The organism is Klebsiella grimontii (assembly GCF_900200035.1).
Lineage (GTDB): Bacteria > Pseudomonadota > Gammaproteobacteria > Enterobacterales > Enterobacteriaceae > Klebsiella > Klebsiella grimontii.
On the sequence record NZ_FZTC01000012.1, the window covers coordinates 179,963 to 202,824 of the forward strand.

A 22,862-nucleotide genomic window follows, 5' to 3' on the forward strand; every position below is an offset into this window, starting at 1 on the left:
GATCCTTAACAATTTATATTGAAATATGTTTTTCTTGCACTTACCTACTGGCTAAGTAACCTGCCAGTAATTCTTTTGATGTCATATTTATCCGCTGTTATACGCAGGGGGTAGCTACGATGCACTTGAAAATATTAAACAGCTCTACGTTGTTTTTAACGTTTAACTTTTTCATTAGCCCCCGTTTACAGCGGCTCAGGCGACGAACATCTATTTTTTGTTCAGAGGAAATTTGTGATAATGACTTCCCTTTGAATATTTCTTCCATTAACCACCAGTCATCACTGGAGATACTATTATTAAAATCCCTGGCTAACCATTTCTGCCGGGTATAATTAATCAAAGAGCGACTGAAAAATATTTTTTCCGCTGGCATAGAATCAGCACCTTCGATGAACTTAAAAAAGTTATCCAGGGACTCATTCTTCAAAAGCCAGCTTGCTTCCGGGAGAAGTGAATGCAGCGCAAAGAATAACGAAATATTATTCTCGCTTAATAAAATAACCAGCTGCTGATTTTCCCGGCAGTAGTGCTCTTTAATGGTGTAAAGCGCGTTAAAACGCTCGTCCGGCAAGCTGTCGACATCGCAGAGGACCCAGCGCAGTTCATCTTTCTGTTTAGGCAGACGCAGGGTGTTGATCAGTTCAGAGAAATGGTCGAGCCTTGTGAACGCGCAGTCACCTTCATGCATGGCAAGATCGTCAACCACTGAACGTACGCCTTCCGCGAAAAAGATGTTTTTATCGTAGAGAAAGAAACGACGGCTCATTTATCATCATCCTTGATCTATTCTACTGGTAATTAAGGGTATAATTCGCTGTTGCCTGGAAGGCGCCGGTTTCCAGGGTTTTGTTACTCAAGGCGTCCGGTTCACCTTCAACAAAAGCTTTAAAATTTAACTGCATGTTGGCATCGGAAATAGCGACGGCGGTGGTCGGCGTATTGAGCAAAATCGCCGTGCCGTTACTCTCTTCAAAACCTATACCAATACCGCTGGCGGTTTGAGGCGCGACCGGCGTAATCGCCAGACGGTCGCTCATATTGGTATTTTCCGTCCCGCTAAAGGTCACGGTGACGGAATTAAAAACATCGGTGCTGCAATCCTGGAGTTCAATAACAAACGCTTTGGGCTGCGATTTTCCCTCCGCATAAAGCGTGCGGGTTGAAATCTGGCCAAAATCTACGGTGATGTTTTTTGACGAAGGCACGATACTGCAACCGTGGGAAATGACGGTTCCCTTGAATTTTAAATCGCCGCCGATCAGCTCTCCGATGGCATGCGCCGGAGCAGCTGCGGATAGCGAACCTATGAGTATCATTGATGCGATGAGTTGACGCATGCTGTCCCCTTACTGAAACTCAGCGACCACGGTGGCCGATGCCTGGAAATCCCCTTCGAGAACGTTAGTTCCGGCATTGGCAATTGGCGCGGCGGTCAAATTCCAGGTTCCCTGATTGTTATTAAAACCCGGCACGTCATAAAACTTATTCGCGGCGACTAAATTGCCGCCGGAATCTTTCAGGATAATGCCAAGATTGGAGCGGTCGACGGCGCCGGTGGTGCCTAAATAGTCGCTGTTAAAACTGGCGGTATTGGCCTGCTGAATTCCCAGGCGAATATTTAAATTTCCGGTGGCGAAACTCCCCCCTTCGCACTTCACCTGAATCGGCACGGACTGGCTGTAATTATTGCCGTTAAGCAGCGAGCCCGCGCTGGGGATGGTATTAAAATCAACGACGATCGGCGATCCTGAGTTGACAATACATTTATCCGGAACGGTAATGACCCCGGAATTAATCGAGACAATCGACATGGGAGTGCTGCCCATCCCTGCGCTGTAATTCCCAAGGCGACCATAAAGCTTGGCAATTTCAGTACCCAGCAGGTTAACGCCGTTGACAATCGGCTTGGTGATCATAAACGTTACCCGCCCCTGAGCGCCGGACTCAAAGTTGTTAAACTGGGTAGTTGGCGGTACGCATTTATTTTGATGAGCCTGGTTTGACTCATTATTAAAAGGCACCGGAAGATATTCCATGCGCTGGCCACGGATATATATCTCAATTTTCACATCCATATAATCATTAAGTTTTAAATACCCCGGTGTGCTTCCCTGCTGCAGCAGCGAAGCGGTCGCAGAGTAATAAATCGCCTCGTTTTCCATAGGAATAGTGCAGCTGGCGATACCAGAATATTGTCCGCCCAATGAAAAGACATAAGGGATCGTCGCCCCAATGCTATTGTTGGTAATATCCTGATTGGCGACGTCGATATTGTACATTTTAGGTCCGCCAACCGGCGTAATTTCCCCTTCCACCGCCGCGCTGGCGTCGAGAGTGAATACGCCGCCGCAGAGTAATAGCGTGATACAAGATTTCCGCCCGATAACCCTCGTCGCCATCAGAGATACTCCATTTTTAAACGCAGCAGGCCGCTAAAGTTTCCTGCGGTCACGTTTCGCCCGGTCGATTCCAGCACGGCAATAAACGTCAGGCTGCTGTCGCCGGTTTTCACGATAAACGGCGGCTGCGTTTGATTAATATCCAGCGCCCGCTCTTTGACATCCAGCAGGCGAATACCGGCTCCTGAGATGCTGCCGGTCAGGCGCAACAGCTGGCGATTATGCTCATCCGACTCGCCGATGAAGGTGAGCTGAACCGCCTGCTCGCCGGTGGTATAGAGATGCTTGCTACTGCCCGTCGTCCGTGAGGCGATGCTGTCGCGCGCCTGCGACGCGCCTTTCAGGCAATCCCTGAGTTCGACGCGAACCAGCACCGGCTGGCTACGGTCGCCCGCCTGGTGAAAACGCCGGGCGCTGATTTCGCCCATCTCAATAATCTGCAGGCGGCTTTGCGGGGCAAGCACGCAAGGCGAGGCATACACAGAGCCATTGAATATCACGTTACCGCCATCCTCCCCCTGATGATCCCGGTTATAGTGCTGCGGCTGTAGCGGAATATCAGCGTCGGCCAGCGCTGGCATACTGATACCGAATACAAACAGTGCTAATAGCGATAGGCGCGTTTTCATCATCAGGTTCCTCTTTAATTACCCTTGCTGCGATGGCGGCAGCGCTTTACAGGTGTTTCCTTCACAGCGGTATTTCAGCTCTGGATGTCCGCCATAATCATTCACGTACATCATCGCAAACTCTCTAACGCCGCCATCGGTCACGCTGAACTCCAGACTGGACTTCGGCGCAATCATAATTCCCGGGAACTTAGTGATTTTTTCACCTTTAACGCGGGACAGGCTAATAATGGTGATGTAGTAAGGCGTCGGGTTTTGCGCGGTCATCTTATTGCCGCTCTTTTGAAAGACGACCTGGTCCTGCCATATTTCGCTTTTGCTTTTGGGAATAATGGCGGTCGGGCGGAAAAATAATTTAATCCGCGACTGCATGGCCAGCTGCAGGACGTTCGCTTTATCTGGCTTAGGCGGAATTTCCCGCACGCTTAAATAAAACAGGCTTTCGCGGTCCTGCGGCAGCTGGTTGATACCATCTGTTTTTGTGACCCGCGCCACCCCTTTTTGCCCGCCGTTAATCCGCTGCAAAGGCGGTAAAACCACCAGCGGAGAGGTGATCTTGTTGCCCTTGCTGTCTTCCACCCACGATTGCGCCAGGAACGGAATATCCGGGCTTGTGTTGGTTAGATTGGCGCTCGCCGAGCTATCTTTACCGGTGATGATAAGACGCGTGCGATCCAGCGAAACCCCCGCCTGCGCGGTACCGCTTACCGCCGCCAGCATCAGAATGCCCATCCAGCAGAGTTTGTTGCTTGTTATGCTCATTTTTGGCCTTTTATTACTGTCACTGTCATTTACACGGCAATAGCGCGGCTGTCGAACGACGCTCTATGGTCGGCGGGATGGCAATCTGACACTGCTTTTTCCCGCTCCACACTACGCTTAGCAGCTCATGAGGATTCACCCCTGCCAGCCATCCCTGCCCACCTTCCATAATCATCGATACGCTCACGCCATCGCCGTTGATAACCTCGGCGCCGAACGGCGGATAGGTACCGTCAGCCAGGCGGATAATGCCCATCATTTTTTCGCCCTGCGCCATGCCAAAGGTCTGATAACCAATAGCGCCTTCGGTCAGCGTGGCGGTGCTGATGGCTTTTGCCGGTTCAATGGATTCCGACATCGCATCAACGTCAACCCGGGTATCAAAGCTGTTGTAGCTCACGATGTCCGGAATAACGGCGATGCCGAAATTATTGGTTCTTGATTTACCGTCATTGAGCGGCACGTCGCCGATGCCGTTGGTGTTCACCATTACGCGCGCCGTATTGAGCGTCGCGCCGCTGTTGTGGATCGCCGCCCCGTGCCGGGTCGCGGTAAAGCCGCCGCGCAGGGTGCTGCTCAGAGAGAGATAGTGATCCTGCTGATAGCTGGCGTTGCTGTTGATTTCAGCGTACTGCGAGCGGCGCTGATAGTAGCCGTCGACGTTGGCATAGCCGCTCTGGCTCGCTCCGGCACGCAGACGCCACAGGTTGTTGTAGTCGCTGCTGTCGGTATAGGAGAGCATCGGGCTGGTTTTGCCGTTATTGGTCTGCACGTCGAGGCCGCTCCATTTACTATCGCCAACCGGAATGGAAAGCGAGAAAGCAATAGAGTCGTCTTTCCGCCCTTCGTAATCCGAACGGTAGGCCGAAATATTGGTGGTGATCCCGCGAATATTACCGACGTTAAACGAGCGCCCTAGCGAGATGCCGTAGCGATCCTGGCTGCTTCGGTTCCAGTAATTCTGATGGGTGTAGGTCAAAAATACCGTGGTCGCTTTACCAGGCTCATCGGCCCAGAACGTTTTATTGCCGGTGATGATATAAACTTCTTTTTCACGCCCAAGGCTGTCGTAACCCTCATAGCGCTCGTTGAGATATTGCGAGAAAGAGCGGAAGTCCTCCTGCGAGAAGCGATATCCGGCGAAGGTAATGGAACTATTATATTCGTCGAACGTTTTCGCATAGCTCAGCTTAAACGAGGTCCCTTTAAGCCGCTTCTGGTTTGACTGCTGACTGTAGGATTCCGTAGCGTCCAGCGAGAGGGCGCCAAGTACGCTGAGATCGCGGCCAATACCGGCGGAGACCGCGGTATATTCGGCCCCTGCGCTTTGTAAACCGCCGTACAGCGACCAGGCGTTGGTGATCCCCCAGGAGAAATCGCCGGAAGCGAAACCGGGTCCCTGAATTTTATGGCTATAGCGGGACGGCGCGCCGATCGCCACGTTGTAGCGCACGTAGCCGGGACGCGTAAGATAAGGAATATTGGCGGTGTTAACCTGGAAAGTCGAAATTGAGCCATCCTGCTCTTCCACCTGCACATCCAGCGTACCGCGCACCGAGCTGCGTAAATCCTGAATATTAAACGGTCCGGCGGGCACCGTCGTTTCATAAATGATGCGTCCGCTCTGCTTCACCGTCACTTTGGCGTTGGTCTTGGCCAGACCGCGAATTTCCGGCGCATACCCCTGCAGGTTTGGCGGCAGCTGACGCTCATCGCTGGCGAGATTAAGCCCGGTAAAGCGCACGGTGTCGAAGACCTGAGAATCAAGATAGATCTCCCCCGCCGTCAGCTTTGCCGCCATCATCGGCAGCGGGCGGTAGGCGTAGATCTGATTCATATCGAAATCAAATTGATGCGTCGCGCTGTAATAACTGGTCTGATATTCGCCGCGCAGGCGCCAGCCGCCGAGGTTGACCCCGGTCTGACCGTATCCGCTCAGGGTGCTGTAATCTTCATGCATATCCAGCTGGCGGGTATATTGCCCGGTCAGGCTATAGTCGAGCAAAAATCCGCCGATCCCCTGGTCCCAGCGCTCCGGCGGCGTCCAGTTCGGATCGTTGTATTTCATCCACGCCTGCGGGACGGTGATGTCCAGCACCCCGGCGTAGTTACTGAGGGTGGCGCCAGGAAGGCTCAGCAGGTCATAGCAGTCAGCAAACGGCTGTGCGACCTTTTGCTGCGCATCCTCTTTCAAAGCCAATCTGGCAAGAATTTCGCCGTTGATGCAGGCCTGGGTATGCTTCTGATCTTTAGAAGCCAGATAGCGAACCTTTTGCTGCCCGACCGCCTGGCCATTTATTTTAATATCTAATAAGTACTCGCCCGGCGGGACATAGTTGTCGGTGGCGAAACGGGTTAAATCGATATTGTCGCGATCGGCCGCATCCAGTACGTCGGTATTAAATTCCACGTCGGTTGAGGCGTAAGCCATAGAGGTACAGCAGAAAAAAAGCATCTGAGAGAGGATTATTTTTATTTTTTGTTCTGCTGACATGACTATTCATCCCGAATCATTCAGTAAAATATCGTGTGCGACAAACAAGCTCCAACAGCAATCACTGGCTTGTTTCTAGTTGTAATCCATAAAAAAACGAGTGACGGCGTAAAAATCCCCGGCTTTAATATGCTGCTGAACCGGCACCAGCGTAGCGGTAAATTTCAGCGTATTATTCTCATCACTCAGGAGATATCCCGATGAAGGTTCTCCAAACGTTAAAATTTCCCCATGGCGATCGCGAATCTGGATACCAAATCCCTTTCCTTCACCATCCGGAATTAATACTGTTGGGTCCTGCGATGAAGCATTGCCGGTAAACGTAATGGTGGCATAAGCCCCTGGCGTTGATTGATTTACGCTGCCGAAAGAGGTGCAGCCAATTAAGCGTACTAAAAAAGGCCGGATCAGCTTACCTTCTTGATCGCTATTAATATCGCGAGCGGAAATGTTACCGAAATCTACCCATAGCTCCCGCGAATTAGGGTCAATATCGCATGCGGCAGCCACTAGCTCCCCCGAAAGCGCCAGCTGGCCAGGCGTAAAACTAGTACTCGAAGCATGTCCGGAAAAGAGTAATCCCGATACCAATAACGCCATCAGTCTCTTTTTCTCTGTATCCTTAACCATACTCAGAATTCCATATTATCTGGCACCTACTCCAATATCGCGGGGAGAGAGATCTCTCCCCGCGAGCGATAATTCAAAATCGATTATTGATAATCGATGGTGAAATTGATCGTTGACTGGAATGCACCTGCGGTTACGGTAGTGGTAGAACCGCTCGCTGCCGCTTCCGCTTTCAGGAACGCCACGAAAGGAATGGTGTTAGTACCATCAACCAGGGTGACCGGAGTGGTCTGCGCGCCCCAGGTTACAGTCTGGCTAGCGCTGTCTTTCAGGCCGATACCTGCACCGGATGCAGTACCAGAAGTAAATGCAGCCAGAGTAGGATCGTTCGGGTTAACCGAAGTCGGGGTATAGGAAACAACGGCGCTGCTGGCAATAGTGGTATCGCAATACTGCAGCTCGATGTTTTTGGTTTCAGTTGCCTGACCACCGCCTTGCAGCAGGGAAACTGGAACCTGACCAAAATCAACGGTTACCGGGCTGGACGACGGGGCTAAACCACAAGCGGTATTCACCAGCTCACCCTGAAGCTCAATCTGGCCATTCGTGGTATCAGCCAGTGCAGACATTGAGCCGAGAGCAGCAGTTAATGCCACAGCCATAGCAACTTTATTCAGTTTCATAGAAAATTCCTGCGTTATAAATTTTTATCCTAAAAGAGTAAGGAGCTATAAAATTGCCGAAGTCTATTTACCCAACAATTTCCAGCCCTCCGCATCACCGAAAAATCCGTTTCAATAATTAGACTATTAATTAATATTAATAATTTAATTAAAGCCAGATCCCCTGGTCGACAAAAATACTAACAAATCATTTTTTAGGTAAAAAGAGATACATTTACAGAGGAATTAAAAAAAGATTTAACCTCGCGAACAATGCCACCATAGGAAATTAACTCGCAGAGCGCTGAGATATATCCTAAAAACAAATTGCGTCAGGTAATTAATAAATGATAGTGGGCAGATATTCATAGTAAAATAATTGTAACATAGATCACATTTTATTAACAAATAGCTTTTCCTGATATAAGGATAGTCAAAAGCAGCCCGAGCAATGGACATTACGCAGCGGCTAAGAGGAGGGGGAAGACGATTCATGGGCCCGCCGCGCCTTCTTGTTTTCCTGACCTGAAGACTCCGTTATCATGCGGCCTATGAGTCAATGAAAAGAAATGCACAATGTCACGGGAACCGATGAGCAATAGCGCGACGTCATGAAAACAATAAACTCCGCTAACGCGTTAAAACGTAAGAAAATGGACATCAAAAACAGATGAGTACATTAGAGAATCTCGACGCCCACACCCCCATGATGCAGCAGTATCTCAAGCTGAAAGCCCAGCATCCGGAGATTCTGCTGTTTTACCGGATGGGTGATTTCTACGAACTATTCTACGACGATGCGAAACGCGCGTCGCAGCTGCTGGATATCTCGCTGACGAAGCGCGGCGCTTCCGCGGGCGAACCGATTCCGATGGCCGGGATCCCGCACCACGCGGTGGAAAACTATCTGGCCAAACTGGTTAATCAGGGCGAGTCGGTGGCCATTTGCGAACAGATTGGCGATCCGGCAACCACCAAAGGGCCGGTGGAACGCAAAGTCGTCCGTATTGTGACGCCCGGCACTATCAGCGATGAAGCGCTGCTGCAGGAACGCCAGGACAATCTGCTGGCCGCCATCTGGCAGGACGGCAAAGGTTTTGGCTACGCCACCCTTGATATCAGCTCCGGACGTTTTCGCCTGAGCGAGCCCGCCGACCGCGAAACGATGGCCGCCGAGCTCCAGCGCACCAACCCCGCCGAGCTGCTGTATGCGGAGGATTTTGCCGAGTCGTCGCTTATTGAGGGGCGCCGCGGCCTGCGCCGTCGTCCGCTGTGGGAATTTGAAATCGACACCGCGCGCCAGCAGCTCAATCTCCAGTTCGGCACGCGCGATTTGGTTGGTTTCGGCGTTGAAAACGCCCCGCGCGGCCTGTGCGCCGCCGGCTGCCTGCTACAGTACGTCAAAGACACCCAGCGCACGTCATTGCCGCATATCCGCTCCATCACGATGGAGCGCCAGCAGGACAGCATCATTATGGATGCGGCCACGCGTCGCAATCTGGAGATAACCCAGAACCTGGCCGGCGGCTTTGAAAATACGCTGGCCTCGGTGCTCGACTGCACCGTCACCCCGATGGGCAGCCGTATGCTGAAGCGCTGGCTGCATATGCCGGCGCGCGACACCGCCGTGCTGGTAGAGCGCCAGCAGACCATCGGCGCGCTGCAGGAACATTACACCGAGCTGCAGCCGGTGCTGCGTCAGGTCGGCGACCTCGAACGTATTCTGGCGCGCCTGGCGCTGCGCACCGCCCGCCCTCGCGATTTAGCGCGTATGCGTCACGCTTTCCAGCAGCTGCCGGCGCTGCGCGCCATGCTGGCCGACGTCGATTGCGCGCCGGTGCAGCGGCTCCGGGAAAAGATGGGGGAATTTAGCGAACTGCGCGAACTGCTGGAGCGGGCGATTATCGATGCGCCGCCGGTATTGGTTCGCGACGGCGGGGTTATCGCCCCCGGCTATCACGCGGAACTCGATGAGTGGCGCGGCCTGGCCGATGGCGCTACCGATTACCTCGACAGACTGGAAGTTCGCGAGCGCGAGCGTCTGGGGCTGGATACGCTGAAGGTGGGCTACAACGCCGTCCACGGCTACTACATCCAGATTAGCCGTGGTCAGAGCCAGCACGCGCCGATCCACTACGTCCGTCGCCAGACCCTCAAAAACGCCGAGCGCTATATTATTCCTGAGCTGAAGGAGTATGAAGACAAAGTCCTGACCTCCAAAGGGAAAGCGCTGGCGCTGGAAAAGCAGCTGTACGATGAGCTTTTCGATATGCTGCTGCCGCATCTTGGCGACCTGCAGCAGAGCGCCAGCGCGCTGGCGGAGCTCGATGTGCTGGTGAACCTCGCCGAGCGCGCGGAGACCCTCAACTACTGCTGCCCGACCTTTAGCGATAAGCCGGGCATTCGGATTAGCGAAGGCCGCCATCCGGTGGTTGAGCAGGTGCTGAAAGAGCCGTTTATCGCCAACCCGCTGCATCTCGCCCCGCAGCGGAGAATGCTGATTATCACCGGTCCGAATATGGGCGGTAAAAGTACCTATATGCGCCAAACCGCGCTGATTGCCCTGCTGGCGTATATCGGCAGCTACGTTCCGGCGGAAAAAGTCGACATCGGCCCTATCGATCGTATTTTCACCCGCGTCGGCGCGGCGGATGACCTGGCCAGCGGCCGCTCAACCTTTATGGTAGAGATGACCGAAACCGCTAATATTCTGCATAACGCCACCGAGCATAGCCTGGTGCTGATGGATGAAATTGGCCGCGGCACCTCGACCTACGATGGCCTGTCGCTGGCGTGGGCCTGCGCGGAAAATCTGGCGAATAAGATCAAAGCCCTGACCCTGTTTGCCACCCACTACTTCGAGCTGACCCAACTGCCGGAGAAAATGGAAGGCGTGGCCAACGTCCATCTTGATGCCCTGGAGCACGGCGATACCATCGCCTTTATGCACAGCGTGCAGGATGGCGCGGCCAGTAAGAGCTACGGCCTGGCGGTTGCCGCGCTGGCCGGGGTGCCGAAAGAGGTGATCAAGCGCGCGCGGCAGAAGCTGCGCGAGCTGGAAAGCATCGCGCCGAGCGCTGCCGCCACGCAGGTGGACGGTACCCAGATGTCGTTGCTTTCCGCGCCGGAAGAGACCTCGCCCGCGGTTGAAGCGCTGGAGAATCTCGATCCGGATTCGCTGACTCCGCGCCAGGCGCTGGAGTGGATCTATCGCCTGAAGAGCCTGGTGTAGTTCTCGTTTAACGTGAAAAACGGCAGCGCCCTGCGGTGCTGCCGTTTTAACAAATGCAAAATGGGTGCGAGAGAATGCATCCTGACAACCAATACGCGGGGTCGCCCCCGCGCTGATGCTATTTCTTCGATTCGTAAGCGAGAACAGCTTTAAACTCCATACTACGCTCTTTAATACTTAGCTCGCACAGCGAGCTGCACACCAAAAGCGTCAATCCCAGTACCGTAAAACACAGTACGATGATTGCCACAAGGGCATATTTTGTTAGCATGTCTTGCCTCCCTGCAAAGAAGAGACTAACATCTGAATTGTTCAGGTTCATTCGTCAGCCTCAGTTGATAGAAATATCTCCTGGGGCTTTCGTCTATCTGAATCCTTGTCAATGCTCAAAGCCAGATAGCCTCAAGCACCCGCCGCTATTCTATATTTTCCCGGCCGCGAAGCTTATCGGTAATTTATCAAACCCGTTGATTTTATTATAAACTGGAAGATGGCTCGCAAACGTATCTGCTCTATTAACCTTTTTTCATATTTAAAAATTTAATGGCTACAGATTTCTCATTGATTCATTAAATATAAAAAAGGCCCGACTGCGCGGGCCCGTTTATTTTATCGTTTATCCTCCGCCAGCAGCGGCGGAATATGCGGCACCATCGGCGCGTCATCAATATCCTTCTGGGTCATGCGGAACGCTTCAGGATAATGTTCGCGGCTGGTGCGGCGTAGCGGTTCCGTATCACGCCAGGTGTAGAAACAATGCTGGCACTGGAATACCGTCCAGACATCTTTTACCGGCGATGTTGCCAGCACTTCAATATGTTCATCGGCGCAGCGTGGACAAATCATCTTTTTCTCCTTATTTACGGTTAGCCAGCATGGCGGTCAATTTTTCAGCCCAGGCTTTCGTTTCAGGGAGATCCTGTACCGGCTGGCTGTAGTGGCCGCGAAGGTCCGGCGCAACCGGGGTGGTGGCGTCGATAATCAGTTTGTCGGTGATCCCCGCCGGGCTGGAGCCTGGATCGAGCTCCAGTACCGACATATTCGGCAGCTGCACCAGGTCCCCGGCCGGGTTAACCTTCGACGACAGCGCCCACATCACCTGCGGCAGGTTGAACGGGTCGACGTCCTCATCAACCATGATCACCATCTTCACGTAGCCCAGACCATGCGGCGTAGTCATCGCCCGCAGGCCTACCGCACGGGCAAAGCCGCCGTAGCGTTTTTTGGTGGAGATAATCGCCAACAGACCGTGGGTGTACATCGCGTTGACGGCCTGTACCTCGGGGAACTCGGCCTTCAGCTGCTGATACAGCGGCACGCAGGTGGCCGGGCCCATCAGATAGTCGATCTCGGTCCACGGCATGCCGAGATAGAGAGACTCGAAGATCGGTTTGCTGCGGTAAGAGACTTTATCGATTCGTACCACCGTCATATTACGGCCGCCGGAGTAGTGGCCGGTAAATTCGCCGAACGGGCCTTCGATTTCGCGCTTGCGGCTTTCAATCACCCCTTCGAGGATCACCTCTGAGCCCCACGGCACGTCAAAGCCGGTCAGCGGCGCGGTGGCGATAGGATACGGACTTTCGCGCAGCGCGCCGGCCATCTCATATTCCGACTGATCGTATTTCAGCGGCGTAGCGCCCATCAGGGTAATAATCGGATCGTTTCCCAGGGTAATGGCGATCGGCAGATCTTCACCGCGCTCTTCCGCTTTGTGCAGATGCAGAGCGATATCATGCATCGGTACCGGCTGCAGGCCGAGCTTACGTTTACCCTTCACCTCCATACGGTAAATGCCGACGTTTTGCTTGCCAAAATTGTCCGGGTCGAGAGGATCGCGAGAGACCACGCAGGCTTTGTCGAGATAAAAGCCGCCGTCGCCGTCGTTGAGACGGAACAGGGGCAGAATATCGAACAGATTAATCGCCTCGCCGTCGACGGTATTTTCCGCCCACGCCGGGTTTGCCCGCCGCTCCGGCGTCACCGGGAATTTATCCCAGCGACGAATAAATTCGTCGATCTGATTTTTCACCGGCGTATTCGGCGGCAGACCCAGCGAGATAGCGTGGTTCTGCCAGGAGCCGATGGTGTTCATTGCCACGCGCGCATCGGTAAAACCGCGAATATTGTCAAACCACAGCGCGGGAGCGCCATCGCCGATGCGCCCGGTGGCGTTTGCCGCCGCGGCCAGATCCGGCTCCGCGTTCACTTCTTCGCTAATTTTCAGCAGTTGCCCCTGGTCGTCCAGCGCCTGCAAAAAGCTGCGCAAATCATCAAAAGCCATTATTCATTCTCCTGTGAAATACTCTCTACCGCCCGTAACCCGCTCCAGCGGCGCGCTTTGTGATACTCCAGACCGAACTGATCCAGCACCCGCGTGACAACGTGGTCAGTGACGTCCTCAATGGTTTTGGGATGGTTGTAATAGGCGGGCATGGGCGGCACCATCGCCACGCCCATGCGCGACAGAGCCAGCATGTTTTCCAGATGGATAGTGCTCAACGGCATTTCGCGCGGTACCAGCACCAGCTTACGCCCCTCTTTCAGCACCACGTCCGCGGCCCGCCCCACCAGCCCCTCGGCATAACCGGCACGGATACCGGCCAGCGTTTTCATACTGCAGGGGATAACGATCATGCCGTCGGTACGAAATGAACCTGATGAGATGATGGCGGCCTGATCCGCCGGGCTATGCGAGAAATCGGCCAGCGCCGCCACTTCACGGGCGCTGTACGGCGTTTCCAGTTCAATGGTGGTTTTGGCCCACTTTGACATCACCAGATGCGTTTCCACTTCCGGCATCTCACGAAGCGCTTTCAGTAGCGCAACCCCCAGCGGAGCGCCCGTCGCTCCGGTCATCCCGACTATTAGCTTCATCATCGCCTCGCAAATCGTTCGTGTACGAACATTTTTATTAAAGCTACGCTTGATACGCTTTTCTTGCAAGTTCGTTCGTACACGGCCGCATTTTTCATCAAAACAGGAAAAATGCTCAAACGCCCTCCGAACGGCTATCATAGAACCGACGGTTTTTTTATGGAGTGGTCATGGAGTTAAAAAACGAGGCGTTCCACCTGCTGCGCCAGCTTTTTCAGCAGCACACCGCCCGCTGGCAGCTTGAGCTGCCGGACCTCACCAAACCGCAGTATGCGGTGATGCGTTCCATTGCCGAGCATCCCGGCATTGAACAGGTGACGTTAACGGAAGCGGCGGTCAGCACCAAAGCGACGCTGGCGGAGATGCTGAGCCGAATGGAGAGCCGCGGTCTGGTTCGTCGCGAACACGACCCGGCGGACAAACGCCGTCGGTTTGTCTATTTAACCGCAGAAGGCGAAGCGCTACTGGCAAGCTCAATGCCGCTGGGTCACGCCGTCGACGAAGAGTTTTTAGGTCGGCTGAGCGATGAGGAGCGCCAGCAGTTTTCGCAAATCATCCACAAGCTGATGGCGCAAGAACAGCAGCGTTAACCCACGCGTTCGCGTAAAAAATCAATAAACGCCCGCACTCTGGCAGGGATATGCTGCGCGTCCGGGTAAACCGCATATACCCCCTGGGGCGGAAAGCTAAACTCCGGCATCACCTTCACCAGTGCGCCGTCCGCCAGCGCAGCGGCCACCAGCCACTCGGGTAGCAGCGCGATGCCGCTGCCCGCCAGCGCAAAAGCCATCAGCGCGCTGGCGCTATCCGCCGACAGCCGCGGCGCCGGTTTAATCTCGAAGGCAATGCTCTCGTCATGGGGCCCGCTAAGCTGCCAGCGGAGCGGCGCGGTCAGACGTTCATGAATAATCCACGCCGATTGCGCCAGATCTTCAAGCGTCTTCACAGGATGCTGTGCCAGCCATGACGGGGCTGCAACCGGGACGATGGCAAAGCGTGATATCAGCGCCGCGCGGTAGCGCGAATCCGCCAGCGTGCCGAGACGAATCGCCACGTCAAACCGCTCGGAGATTAAATCCGCGTGGTGAGAAGAGGAAACATGGCGTACGCGGAGCGCAGGATGCCGCAGGCTGAACTCCGCCAGTGCCGGAATAATCACCTGCGCGCCATATTCAGGCGTCGTCGTGATCCGCAGCTCGCCGCTCAACCCCACGTGGCTGCCCCGGACGTCGTCCTGCAGGTTTTCCGCCGCTTTCAGCAGCGCGACCCCGCGATGATAGAACAGCGAACCGGCTTCGGTAAGCGTCAGGCGACGGGTCGATCGCAATAGCAGCGTGACCCCCAGTTCGTTCTCCAGCTGGCGGACGTTGAAACTCACCACCGCCTTGGTCTGCCCCAGAGCCGCCGCCGCTGCGGTAAAACTCCCGCTATCGACTACCGCCACAAACATGTTCATCCGCTGCAGGTTCAGCATCGCGCCGCCCATTGTCAAAAAATTTCCGACAGTATATCTGCGAATGTCGTGTTTATTCGCCCTGATATTGAGGTTTACAGTAGCGGCCTTCACGGGGGATTTCATCAATGACGTATCGCAGCAAGGTCGCAACCGTTTTTCTGCTGGGTTTCTTTCTCGACTTAATCAATATGTTTATCGCCAGCGTCGCCTTTCCGGCGATGGGCCGGACGCTACACGCGTCGGTGGGCGAGCTGGCGTGGGTCAGCAATGGCTATATTGCCGGGCTCACCCTGGTGCTGCCGTTTAGCGCCTGGCTCAGCCAGCAGTTTGGGGCCCGGCGGGTATTCCTGCTTTCGCTTAGCTTGTTTAGCCTCGGGGCGCTGGCTGCCGGGATGGCCGACTCGTTGATAAGCCTCGTCATGTGGCGCGCCCTGCAGGGGATGGGCGGCGGGCTGCTGATTCCACTAGGACAGGCGTTAACCTGGCAACAGTTCAAGCCTCACGAACGGGCGAAACTTTCCGCCGCGGTGATGCTGGTTGGGCTGCTGGCGCCGGCGTGCTCTCCGGCGCTCGGCGGAGCGCTGGTGCAATCGCTGAGCTGGCGCTGGGTTTTCTTTGCCAGCCTGCCGATAGCGCTGCTGACTTTCGGGCTGGCCGCGCTGTGGCTCAGGGATGAGAAGAGCGTCGCGCGGTCGGGCGGCTTTTTACATCTCTCGTTACTGCGCGACCCGCTGCTGCGCTTTTCTATGCTGGTCTATCTCTGCGTGCCGGGGACCTTTATTGGCATCAATGTCGTCGGGATGTTTTATTTGCAAAGCGTGACGGGGATGGCGCCCTCCGCCATCGGCTCCCTGATGCTTCCGTGGTCGCTGGCCTCGTTTGTGGCGATCGCGACGACCGGCCGCTATTTCAATCGTCTCGGCCCCCGCCCCCTGATTGCGCTGGGCTGCCTTCTTCAGGCTGCCGGAATACTCATCCTGGCTGGCGTCAATGCGCATACCGCCAGCAGCGCGCTGATCGCGGCGTTTATCCTGATGGGCGCAGGCGGCAGCCTGTGCAGCAGTACGGCCCAGAGCAGCGCGTTTCTTAACGTGGCGAACCCCGATATGCCGGACGCCAGCGCGCTGTGGAACCTCAATCGCCAGCTCAGTTTCCTGATAGGATCTGCGCTACTGGCAGCTTTACTGAGCGCTTTTTTACTTTACTGGCCCACCCCGCTGGCGTGGCGCGGCGTATTTATCGCCGCCGCCGTTTTGACCCTGGTGCCGCTGCTGGGCTGCCTTAAATTCGATAACCGGGCGTTAATCATGCGCCTGCACGGTAAAATGGAGAACAAATGAATCGCTATATTGCGGAAGTTATTGCGGCCCACGTGGCTATAGAACACTGGCTGAATCAGGGGGAAGGGAGCGCCGAAGCGCTGCTGCATCGCTTTAGCCCGGAATTTAGCATGATCCCGATAAACGGTATGCGCATGGACCATCAGTCGGTCAGCGCTTTTTTTCACGGAGCTCGCGCCAGCCGCCCGGGCTTGAAGATTGTCATCGACAATACCGCCATACTTGCCGAATGGCACGATGGCGCAGCGGTGCTCTATCGGGAAACCCACGCTTTACCCGGCAAAGCGGACACCGCACGCTGGTCAACGGTTCTTTTCCGTCTGCAGGAAGAGAAAATCATCTGGCGGCACCTCCACGAGACGGCGCTCGCATAAGCGGCGGAGACACAAAAAAGAAAAAGGCCCAATCAAACGATTGAGCCTTTTTTAAGAAAGGTATCTTACTCGCGGAACAACGCTTCGATATTCAGCCCCTGGCTTTGCAGAATCTCCCGCAGGCGGCGGAGGCCTTCTACCTGGATCTGGCGCACGCGTTCGCGGGTCAGGCCAATTTCGCGGCCCACATCCTCAAGCGTCGCGGCTTCATAGCCCAGCAGGCCAAAGCGACGAGCCAGCACTTCACGCTGCTTGGCGTTCAGTTCGAACAGCCATTTGACGATGCTTTGTTTCATATCATCGTCCTGCGTGGTGTCTTCCGGGCCGTTGTCTTTTTCATCGGCCAGAATATCCAGCAGCGCTTTTTCCGAGTCGCCGCCCAGTGGGGTATCCACCGAGGTAATGCGCTCGTTCAGACGCAGCATCCGGCTCACGTCATCAACTGGCTTATCCAGCTGTTCGGCTATCTCTTCCGCGCTTGGCTCGTGGTCCAGCTTATGGGACAACTCGCGTGCGGTACGCAGATAGACGTTCAGCTCTTTGACGATATGAATTGGTAAACGGATCGTACGGGTTTGGTTCATGATCGCCCGTTCAATCGTTTGACGAATCCACCAGGTCGCGTAAGTCGAAAAACGGAACCCACGTTCCGGGTCAAACTTCTCAACTGCGCGAATCAGCCCCAGGTTACCTTCTTCAATCAGATCCAGCAGAGCCAGACCGCGATTGCCGTAACGGCGGGCTATCTTGACGACCAGACGCAGGTTGCTTTCGATCATCCGGCGGCGTGACGCAACGTCACCACGCAGCGCGCGACGCGCAAAATAAACCTCTTCTTCGGCCGTCAGCAGCGGGGAATAACCAATCTCTCCAAGATAAAGCTGCGTCGCATCGAGCACCCGTTGGGTTGCTCCCTGCGAAAGAAGCTCTTCCTCAGCCAGATCGCTATCACTGGGTTCCTCTTCAACTAAGGCTTTCTCATCAAAAACCTCGACTCCGTTCTCATCAAATTCCGCGTCTTCATTTAAATCATGAACTTTCAGCGTATTCTGACTCATAAAGATGGCTCCTACCCGTGATCCCTAAGCAAAGCACCTTCGCTAAACATCACTCAAAAGACGCCAGGACGATAACCTTTTCTGCCCCGGTGAAGAAGGCATCGCGGCCGCCCTGGCGCCTTTGTTAGCGATACTGAGCTTATCCGTACTTTGCCAAATTATCGCTGCGGTAAATACTGCAGCGGGTTGACGGATTTCCCCTTGTAACGAATTTCAAAATGCAAACGTGTAGAGCTAGTACCTGTGCTACCCATGGTAGCGATTTTCTGCCCCGCCTTGATATCTTGTTGCTCTTTTACGAGCATCGTATCGTTATGTGCGTAGGCGCTCAGGTAATCATCGTTGTGTTTGATGATAATAAGATTACCGTAACCGCGCAGTGCGTTACCGGCATAGACGACGCGCCCATCTGCGGTCGCGACAATAGCCTGTCCTTTACTGCCTGCGATATCAATACCTTTATTGCCGCCTTCGGCACCACTAAAGTTCTCGATAACCTTGCCATCAGTCGGCCAGCGCCATGAAGAGATCGGCGAACTGGTTGACGTACTGCTTGCAGTCGATTGGGTTGTGCTGACAGCTGGGGCCGTAACTGGCGCGACGGCAGTTGTCGTCGCAGGCTTGTTATTCGGCAACATCTTATTAGCACTCTGTTCACCTGAAGATTCAGAATACGTAATAGTTGGTTGGGACGCAACCACCGCGGTGGATTTTTGTGCAGAATTTGCGGTTAACATCCCGCCATTACTGGCCTTCACGCTGGCCTGGGCGACAGGGTTATCACCGGTGATTGGCTGGCCGGACGCGTTGCCAACCTGCAGCGTCTGACCGACGTTCAGACCGTACGGCGCCGGGATATTATTACGCTGCGCCAGGTCGCGGAAGTCGTTCCCGGTGACCCACGCAATATAGAATAGCGTGTCGCCGCGTTTAACAGTATAGGTACTGCCGCCGGTATAGCTACCTTTCGGAATATCCCCATATTTACGGTTGTAGACAATTTTGCCGTTTACCGTTTGCACCGGCTCCTGGGCCATCGGCTGAATCTGAGCGGGCTGCGTCTGCACCGGTTGCGTTTGTACCGGGCGCGCCTGCGGAACGTTATTTGACGGAGGCGTGATCAGCATTCCGGAATTCGTACTGGAAGACGAAGCCCCGCCAGCCGAGCTGACCGGCGCAGGCGGATTGTTGGAGCTGCTGCAGCCTGCCAGCCAGAGTGACACCAGTGACAAAGCCGCAATGCGGCTTAAGGTAAATTTTGGGCTTCCCGCGCTCATTTATCCCCCAGGAATATGTTAACTACCAATATCTTGCTCACCGGACGGCGCCCGGCCAGGACACGAAAAATGCGTCCACCCTATGCCTAAATGCAGGCAAAAAAACCTGGAATAATCCGGGTTCAGGCCAACTCCCCTTTCACGAGGGGTACAAAGCGCACGGCTTCGACAGTATCAATGACAAACTCGTTGCCGCGCCGACGGATTCGCTTCAGGAACTGGTGCTCTTCGCCTACCGGCAGCACCAGTACGCCGCCATCGTCCAGCTGCGCCAGCAGCGCGGCCGGAATTTCCGGCGGCGCGGCGGTAACGATGATCGCGTCGAACGGCGCGCGTGCCTGCCAACCCTGCCATCCATCGCCGTGACGGGTTGAAACATTATGTAAATCAAGTTGTTTAAGGCGACGGCGCGCGTGCCACTGCAAACTCTTAATGCGCTCAACCGAGCACACGTGATGCACCAGATGCGCCAGGATCGCCGTCTGATAGCCAGATCCGGTGCCAATTTCCAGCACCCTTGACTCCGGCGTTAGCGTCAGAAGCTCGGTCATCCGCGCCACCATGTAGGGTTGCGAGATGGTTTGCCCCTGGCCAATCGGCAGCGCCGTGTTTTCCCACGCCTTATGTTCAAAGGCTTCATCAACAAACTTTTCTCGCGGCACCAGCGCGATCGCGTTCAGCACGCGCTCGTCAACAATGCCCTGCGTGCGGAGCTGATTGAGAAGACTTTCAACACGTTTATTTACCATTGCGTATCAACCCCAACGCGATCCAGCCAGCCGCTCACCACCTCATGTGCGCCGTGGGCGGTTAAATCGACATGTAGCGGAGTGACCGACACATAGCCTTCATCCACGGCGGCAAAATCGGTATCCGGCCCGGCGTCGTACTTCTCGCCCGGAGGTCCAATCCAGTACAGCGTATTGCCGCGCGGATCTTTTTGCGGGATCACCTGATCGGAAGGATGCCGGCTGCCGCAGCGGGTCACGCGGATACCTTTAATCTGCTCAAGGGGCAGATCCGGCACGTTGATATTCAGAATGCGTCCGGTACGCAGCGGCTCGCGGCTTAAAGCCCGCAGAATCGAGCAGGTAACCGCGGCGGCGGTATCATAATGCTGATAGCCGTTTAGCGAGACGGCCAGCGCCGGAAAGCCGAGATGACGGCCCTCCATCGCGGCGGCAACGGTGCCGGAATAGATGACGTCGTCACCGAGGTTGGGGCCGGCGTTAATGCCGGAGACCACAATATCCGGACGCGGCCGCATCAGGGCGTTCACGCCGAGGTAAACACAGTCCGTCGGGGTGCCCATCTGTACGGCGATATCGCCGTTATCAAAAGTGAAAGTACGTAGCGAAGATTCCAGCGTCAGGGAATTCGACGCTCCGCTGCGGTTACGATCGGGTGCAACTATCTGAACCTCAGCGAATTCTCGTAAGGCCTTTGCCAGGGTCTGAATGCCCGGCGCATGAATCCCGTCATCGTTACTCAGCAATATTCGCATAGTCACCCGTTGTATTGATAAGCTCCCTTACTACGCTGGTGGCGAAGCTGCCTGCGGGCAGCCAGAAACGCAGTTCAACGGTAACGTCATCCCACCAGTTCCAGCTCATCTGCTGGGGATAAAGCAGCATCGCCCGGCGGGCGGCCTCTACTTTTTCACGCACCAGCAGCGCCTGTAGCTGCGTCTCTTCGACCACTGCCGCCTGTTCAGCGGCCAGCGCGCCCCGTTGGCTTCCCCAGTCGCCGCTGCCCACAAGCGCAGCGGTAATCATCAGCTCGCGGTTATCTACCCGCGCCTGGAGTGCCGTCAGTTCTTCAGAGTCCGCAACGAACCAGCTTCCGCGCCCCGCTAATTGTAGCGCATCGCCATCAACAACCTGATTAAATTCCGGTTTTTTTAATCTAATACCAACCTGTTGATTAAACAATGCGCTGCGGGCCGCCGACAACCAAAAACTGCGTTTATTGCGATCGCGCACCGGCGCGCCGCTCTCGGCCCAGCGCAGCGCCCCCTGCAGGTTACTGCCGCCGATACCGAAGCGCTGGGCGCCGAAATAGTTGGGCACGCCATGCTCGACGATCGCCTGTAAACGCTTTTCGACATCGTCGCGGGCGCTGACTTCGCGCAGTACCAGAGTAAACTGGTTCCCCTTCAGCGCCCCGAGGCGCAGCTTGCGCTTATGGCGCGCGTACTCCAGAACCTGGCAACCCTCGAGCTGAAATTTGCTCAGGTCGGGCATCTCTTTGCCCGGCACTCTGGCGCACAGCCACTGTTCAGTCACCGCGTGTTTGTCCTTCTGCCCGGCAAAGCTCACTTCACGCGCATGAATTTTAAGGAATTTTGCCAGCGAGTCAGCAACAAAACGGGTATTGCAGCCGTTTTTCAGAATTCTCACCAGCACATGCTCGCCTTCGCCATCGGGGGAAAAGCCGAGATCTTCCACCACCAAAAAGTCCTCCGGACTGGCTTTTAGCAGCCCCTGGCCCAGCGGTTTTCCATGCAGATAGGTGAGTTCGTCAAAAGCGATCATTTCTCCGCCTTACGCAGCAGCGCCACCGCTTCACAGGCGATGCCTTCGCCGCGGCCGGTAAAGCCCAGTTTTTCCGTGGTGGTGGCTTTGACGTTCACATCATCCATATGGCAACCGAGATCTTCGGCGATAAAGACGCGCATCTGGGGAATATGCGGCAGCATTTTCGGCGCCTGGGCGATGATGGTGACGTCTACGTTGCCAAGGGTATAGCCTTTCGCCTGAATCCGCCGCCACGCTTCGCGCAGCAGTTCGCGGCTGTCGGCGCCCTTAAAGGCCGGATCGGTATCCGGAAACAGCTTGCCGATGTCGCCCAGCGCCGCCGCGCCGAGCAGCGCATCGGTCAGCGCATGCAGCGCGACGTCGCCGTCGGAGTGCGCCAGCAGCCCTTTCTCGTAGGGCACGCGCACGCCGCCGATAATGATTGGGCCTTCACCGCCAAAAGCGTGTACGTCAAAACCGTGTCCAATTCGCATTAAGCCTTCTCCTGGTGTCGGGGACGGGTAAGGTAAAATTCGGCCAGCGCCAGGTCTTCCGGGCGCGTCACTTTTATATTATCAGCTCGTCCGGCGACCAGTTCAGGATGGAAGCCGCAGTACTCCAGCGCCGAGGCTTCGTCGGTGATAGTCGCGCCTTCATTAAGCGCCCGCGTCAGGCAATCAACAAGCAGTTCGCGAGGGAAAAATTGCGGCGTCAGCGCGTGCCATAAATCATTACGCTCAACGGTATGGGCGATGGCCGCCCTGCCCGGCTCCGCGCGCTTCATCGTGTCGCGAACCGGAGCGGCCAGAATGCCGCCCGTACGGCTGGTTTCGCATAATTGAAGCAGGCGGCTGAGGTCATCCTGGTGCAGGCAGGGGCGCGCGGCATCGTGCACCAGCACCCAATCAGCCTCGCCAAGCACCTTCAGGCCAGCGAGAACGGAATCCGCGCGTTCTGTCCCGCCATCAACGACGGTAATTTGAGGATGGTTCGCCAACGGCAGTTGGCTAAAGCGCACGTCGCCCGGGCTGACGGCGATGACCACCCGCCGTATACGCGGGTTTGCCAGCAGCGCGGCGACCGCGTGCTCGAGAATCGTTTTGTTACCGATTGAGAGATATTGTTTAGGGCATTCCGTTTGCATGCGGCGGCCAAAACCGGCTGCCGGCACCACGGCGCAAACGCCCGGAAAAGTGGCTGCCATGTTGTAATC

The 22,862-nt window shown here is 55.4% G+C and carries 24 protein-coding genes; 4 read left to right on the forward strand and 20 right to left on the reverse strand.

The window, feature by feature from the left end:
* Window positions 1–97: 97 nt before the first annotated feature.
* The 8 genes from KOSB73_RS05195 to KOSB73_RS05230 form a co-directional block, all read right to left on the reverse strand.
* Complete coding sequence (locus KOSB73_RS05195; RefSeq protein ID WP_024358479.1) at window positions 98–769, reverse strand: transcriptional regulator; 672 nt, start codon at window positions 767–769, stop codon at window positions 98–100.
* Window positions 770–791: 22 nt separating this feature from the next.
* Entirely contained in the window at window positions 792–1,340 is a 549-nt protein-coding gene (locus KOSB73_RS05200; protein WP_024358480.1) for a fimbrial protein, read from the reverse strand.
* A 9-nt stretch (window positions 1,341–1,349) separates the two neighbouring features.
* Window positions 1,350–2,402, reverse strand: coding sequence for a fimbrial protein (locus tag KOSB73_RS05205; protein WP_098140293.1), 1,053 nt, complete (start codon window positions 2,400–2,402; stop codon window positions 1,350–1,352).
* Window positions 2,402–3,031, reverse strand: coding sequence for a fimbrial protein (locus tag KOSB73_RS05210; protein WP_004137363.1), 630 nt, complete (start codon window positions 3,029–3,031; stop codon window positions 2,402–2,404). The genes KOSB73_RS05205 and KOSB73_RS05210 overlap by 1 nt, the downstream gene beginning before the upstream one ends.
* An 18-nt stretch (window positions 3,032–3,049) precedes the next feature.
* The gene (locus KOSB73_RS05215) at window positions 3,050–3,793 is read right to left on the reverse strand and encodes a fimbrial biogenesis chaperone (RefSeq protein ID WP_024358482.1); all 744 of its coding nucleotides are present in this window, start codon (window positions 3,791–3,793) and stop codon (window positions 3,050–3,052) included.
* A 25-nt stretch (window positions 3,794–3,818) separates the two neighbouring features.
* Window positions 3,819–6,287 (reverse strand): fimbria/pilus outer membrane usher protein, encoded by a 2,469-nt coding sequence (locus KOSB73_RS05220; protein ID WP_098140294.1) that lies wholly within the window; start codon window positions 6,285–6,287, stop codon window positions 3,819–3,821.
* Window positions 6,288–6,362: 75 nt separating this feature from the next.
* Window positions 6,363–6,917, reverse strand: coding sequence for a fimbrial protein (locus KOSB73_RS05225; protein WP_024358484.1), 555 nt, complete (start codon window positions 6,915–6,917; stop codon window positions 6,363–6,365).
* A gap of 83 nt (window positions 6,918–7,000) precedes the next feature.
* Window positions 7,001–7,540 (reverse strand): fimbrial protein, encoded by a 540-nt coding sequence (locus KOSB73_RS05230; RefSeq protein ID WP_004124241.1) that lies wholly within the window; start codon window positions 7,538–7,540, stop codon window positions 7,001–7,003.
* Window positions 7,541–8,189: 649 nt separating this feature from the next.
* On the opposite strand from KOSB73_RS05230, the gene mutS reads away from it, so the two are divergent.
* Window positions 8,190–10,751 carry a DNA mismatch repair protein MutS gene (mutS, locus tag KOSB73_RS05235; protein WP_064343142.1) on the forward strand — a complete coding sequence of 854 codons (2,562 nt, stop codon included), beginning with the start codon at window positions 8,190–8,192 and terminating at the stop codon, window positions 10,749–10,751.
* A gap of 118 nt (window positions 10,752–10,869) precedes the next feature.
* On the opposite strand, the gene KOSB73_RS05240 is transcribed toward mutS, so the two are convergent.
* The 4 genes from KOSB73_RS05240 to KOSB73_RS05255 all read right to left on the reverse strand — a co-directional run bounded on the left by KOSB73_RS05240 (window position 10,870) and on the right by KOSB73_RS05255 (window position 13,628).
* Window positions 10,870–11,022: a Hok/Gef family protein gene (locus KOSB73_RS05240; RefSeq protein ID WP_004137356.1), complete on the reverse strand. Its 153-nt coding sequence runs from the start codon at window positions 11,020–11,022 to the stop codon at window positions 10,870–10,872.
* Between the two features lie 338 nt (window positions 11,023–11,360).
* Window positions 11,361–11,597, reverse strand: a complete 237-nt coding sequence (locus tag KOSB73_RS05245) for a non-oxidative hydroxyarylic acid decarboxylases subunit D (protein ID WP_004124248.1) — start codon at window positions 11,595–11,597, stop codon at window positions 11,361–11,363.
* A gap of 10 nt (window positions 11,598–11,607) precedes the next feature.
* Entirely contained in the window at window positions 11,608–13,035 is a 1,428-nt protein-coding gene (locus KOSB73_RS05250; protein WP_004853598.1) for a non-oxidative hydroxyarylic acid decarboxylases subunit C, read from the reverse strand.
* The gene (locus tag KOSB73_RS05255) at window positions 13,035–13,628 is read right to left on the reverse strand and encodes a non-oxidative hydroxyarylic acid decarboxylases subunit B (protein WP_004137351.1); all 594 of its coding nucleotides are present in this window, start codon (window positions 13,626–13,628) and stop codon (window positions 13,035–13,037) included. Before KOSB73_RS05255 ends, KOSB73_RS05250 begins: the two co-directional genes overlap by 1 nt.
* A gap of 170 nt (window positions 13,629–13,798) precedes the next feature.
* On the opposite strand from KOSB73_RS05255, the gene KOSB73_RS05260 reads away from it, so the two are divergent.
* Window positions 13,799–14,218, forward strand: coding sequence for a MarR family winged helix-turn-helix transcriptional regulator (locus KOSB73_RS05260; protein ID WP_004137348.1), 420 nt, complete (start codon window positions 13,799–13,801; stop codon window positions 14,216–14,218).
* On the opposite strand, the gene KOSB73_RS05265 is transcribed toward KOSB73_RS05260, so the two are convergent.
* Window positions 14,215–15,102: a LysR family transcriptional regulator gene (locus KOSB73_RS05265; RefSeq protein WP_049099314.1), complete on the reverse strand. Its 888-nt coding sequence runs from the start codon at window positions 15,100–15,102 to the stop codon at window positions 14,215–14,217. The genes KOSB73_RS05260 and KOSB73_RS05265 overlap by 4 nt on opposite strands.
* Before the next feature lie 107 nt (window positions 15,103–15,209).
* On the opposite strand from KOSB73_RS05265, the gene KOSB73_RS05270 reads away from it, so the two are divergent.
* Window positions 15,210–16,424, forward strand: a complete 1,215-nt coding sequence (locus KOSB73_RS05270) for an MFS transporter (protein WP_049086725.1) — start codon at window positions 15,210–15,212, stop codon at window positions 16,422–16,424.
* Complete coding sequence (locus KOSB73_RS05275) at window positions 16,421–16,798, forward strand: hypothetical protein (protein WP_004137343.1); 378 nt, start codon at window positions 16,421–16,423, stop codon at window positions 16,796–16,798. Before KOSB73_RS05270 ends, KOSB73_RS05275 begins: the two co-directional genes overlap by 4 nt.
* Window positions 16,799–16,863: 65 nt before the next feature.
* On the opposite strand, the gene rpoS is transcribed toward KOSB73_RS05275, so the two are convergent.
* The 7 genes from rpoS to ispD all read right to left on the reverse strand — a co-directional run bounded on the left by rpoS (window position 16,864) and on the right by ispD (window position 22,853).
* Window positions 16,864–17,856 (reverse strand): RNA polymerase sigma factor RpoS, encoded by a 993-nt coding sequence (gene rpoS, locus KOSB73_RS05280; protein ID WP_004104962.1) that lies wholly within the window; start codon window positions 17,854–17,856, stop codon window positions 16,864–16,866.
* A gap of 158 nt (window positions 17,857–18,014) precedes the next feature.
* Complete coding sequence (gene nlpD / locus KOSB73_RS05285) at window positions 18,015–19,133, reverse strand: murein hydrolase activator NlpD (protein WP_004137339.1); 1,119 nt, start codon at window positions 19,131–19,133, stop codon at window positions 18,015–18,017.
* Window positions 19,134–19,255: 122 nt separating this feature from the next.
* The gene (locus KOSB73_RS05290) at window positions 19,256–19,882 is read right to left on the reverse strand and encodes a protein-L-isoaspartate(D-aspartate) O-methyltransferase (RefSeq protein WP_024358491.1); all 627 of its coding nucleotides are present in this window, start codon (window positions 19,880–19,882) and stop codon (window positions 19,256–19,258) included.
* Entirely contained in the window at window positions 19,876–20,637 is a 762-nt protein-coding gene (gene surE / locus KOSB73_RS05295; RefSeq protein ID WP_004124266.1) for a 5'/3'-nucleotidase SurE, read from the reverse strand. The genes KOSB73_RS05290 and surE overlap by 7 nt, the downstream gene beginning before the upstream one ends.
* Window positions 20,618–21,667, reverse strand: coding sequence for a tRNA pseudouridine(13) synthase TruD (truD, locus tag KOSB73_RS05300; protein WP_004137335.1), 1,050 nt, complete (start codon window positions 21,665–21,667; stop codon window positions 20,618–20,620). Before truD ends, surE begins: the two co-directional genes overlap by 20 nt.
* Window positions 21,664–22,143 carry a 2-C-methyl-D-erythritol 2,4-cyclodiphosphate synthase gene (ispF, locus tag KOSB73_RS05305; RefSeq protein ID WP_004124268.1) on the reverse strand — a complete coding sequence of 160 codons (480 nt, stop codon included), beginning with the start codon at window positions 22,141–22,143 and terminating at the stop codon, window positions 21,664–21,666. Before ispF ends, truD begins: the two co-directional genes overlap by 4 nt.
* Window positions 22,143–22,853, reverse strand: coding sequence for a 2-C-methyl-D-erythritol 4-phosphate cytidylyltransferase (ispD, locus tag KOSB73_RS05310; protein ID WP_098140295.1), 711 nt, complete (start codon window positions 22,851–22,853; stop codon window positions 22,143–22,145). Before ispD ends, ispF begins: the two co-directional genes overlap by 1 nt.
* Window positions 22,854–22,862: the final 9 nt, after the last annotated feature.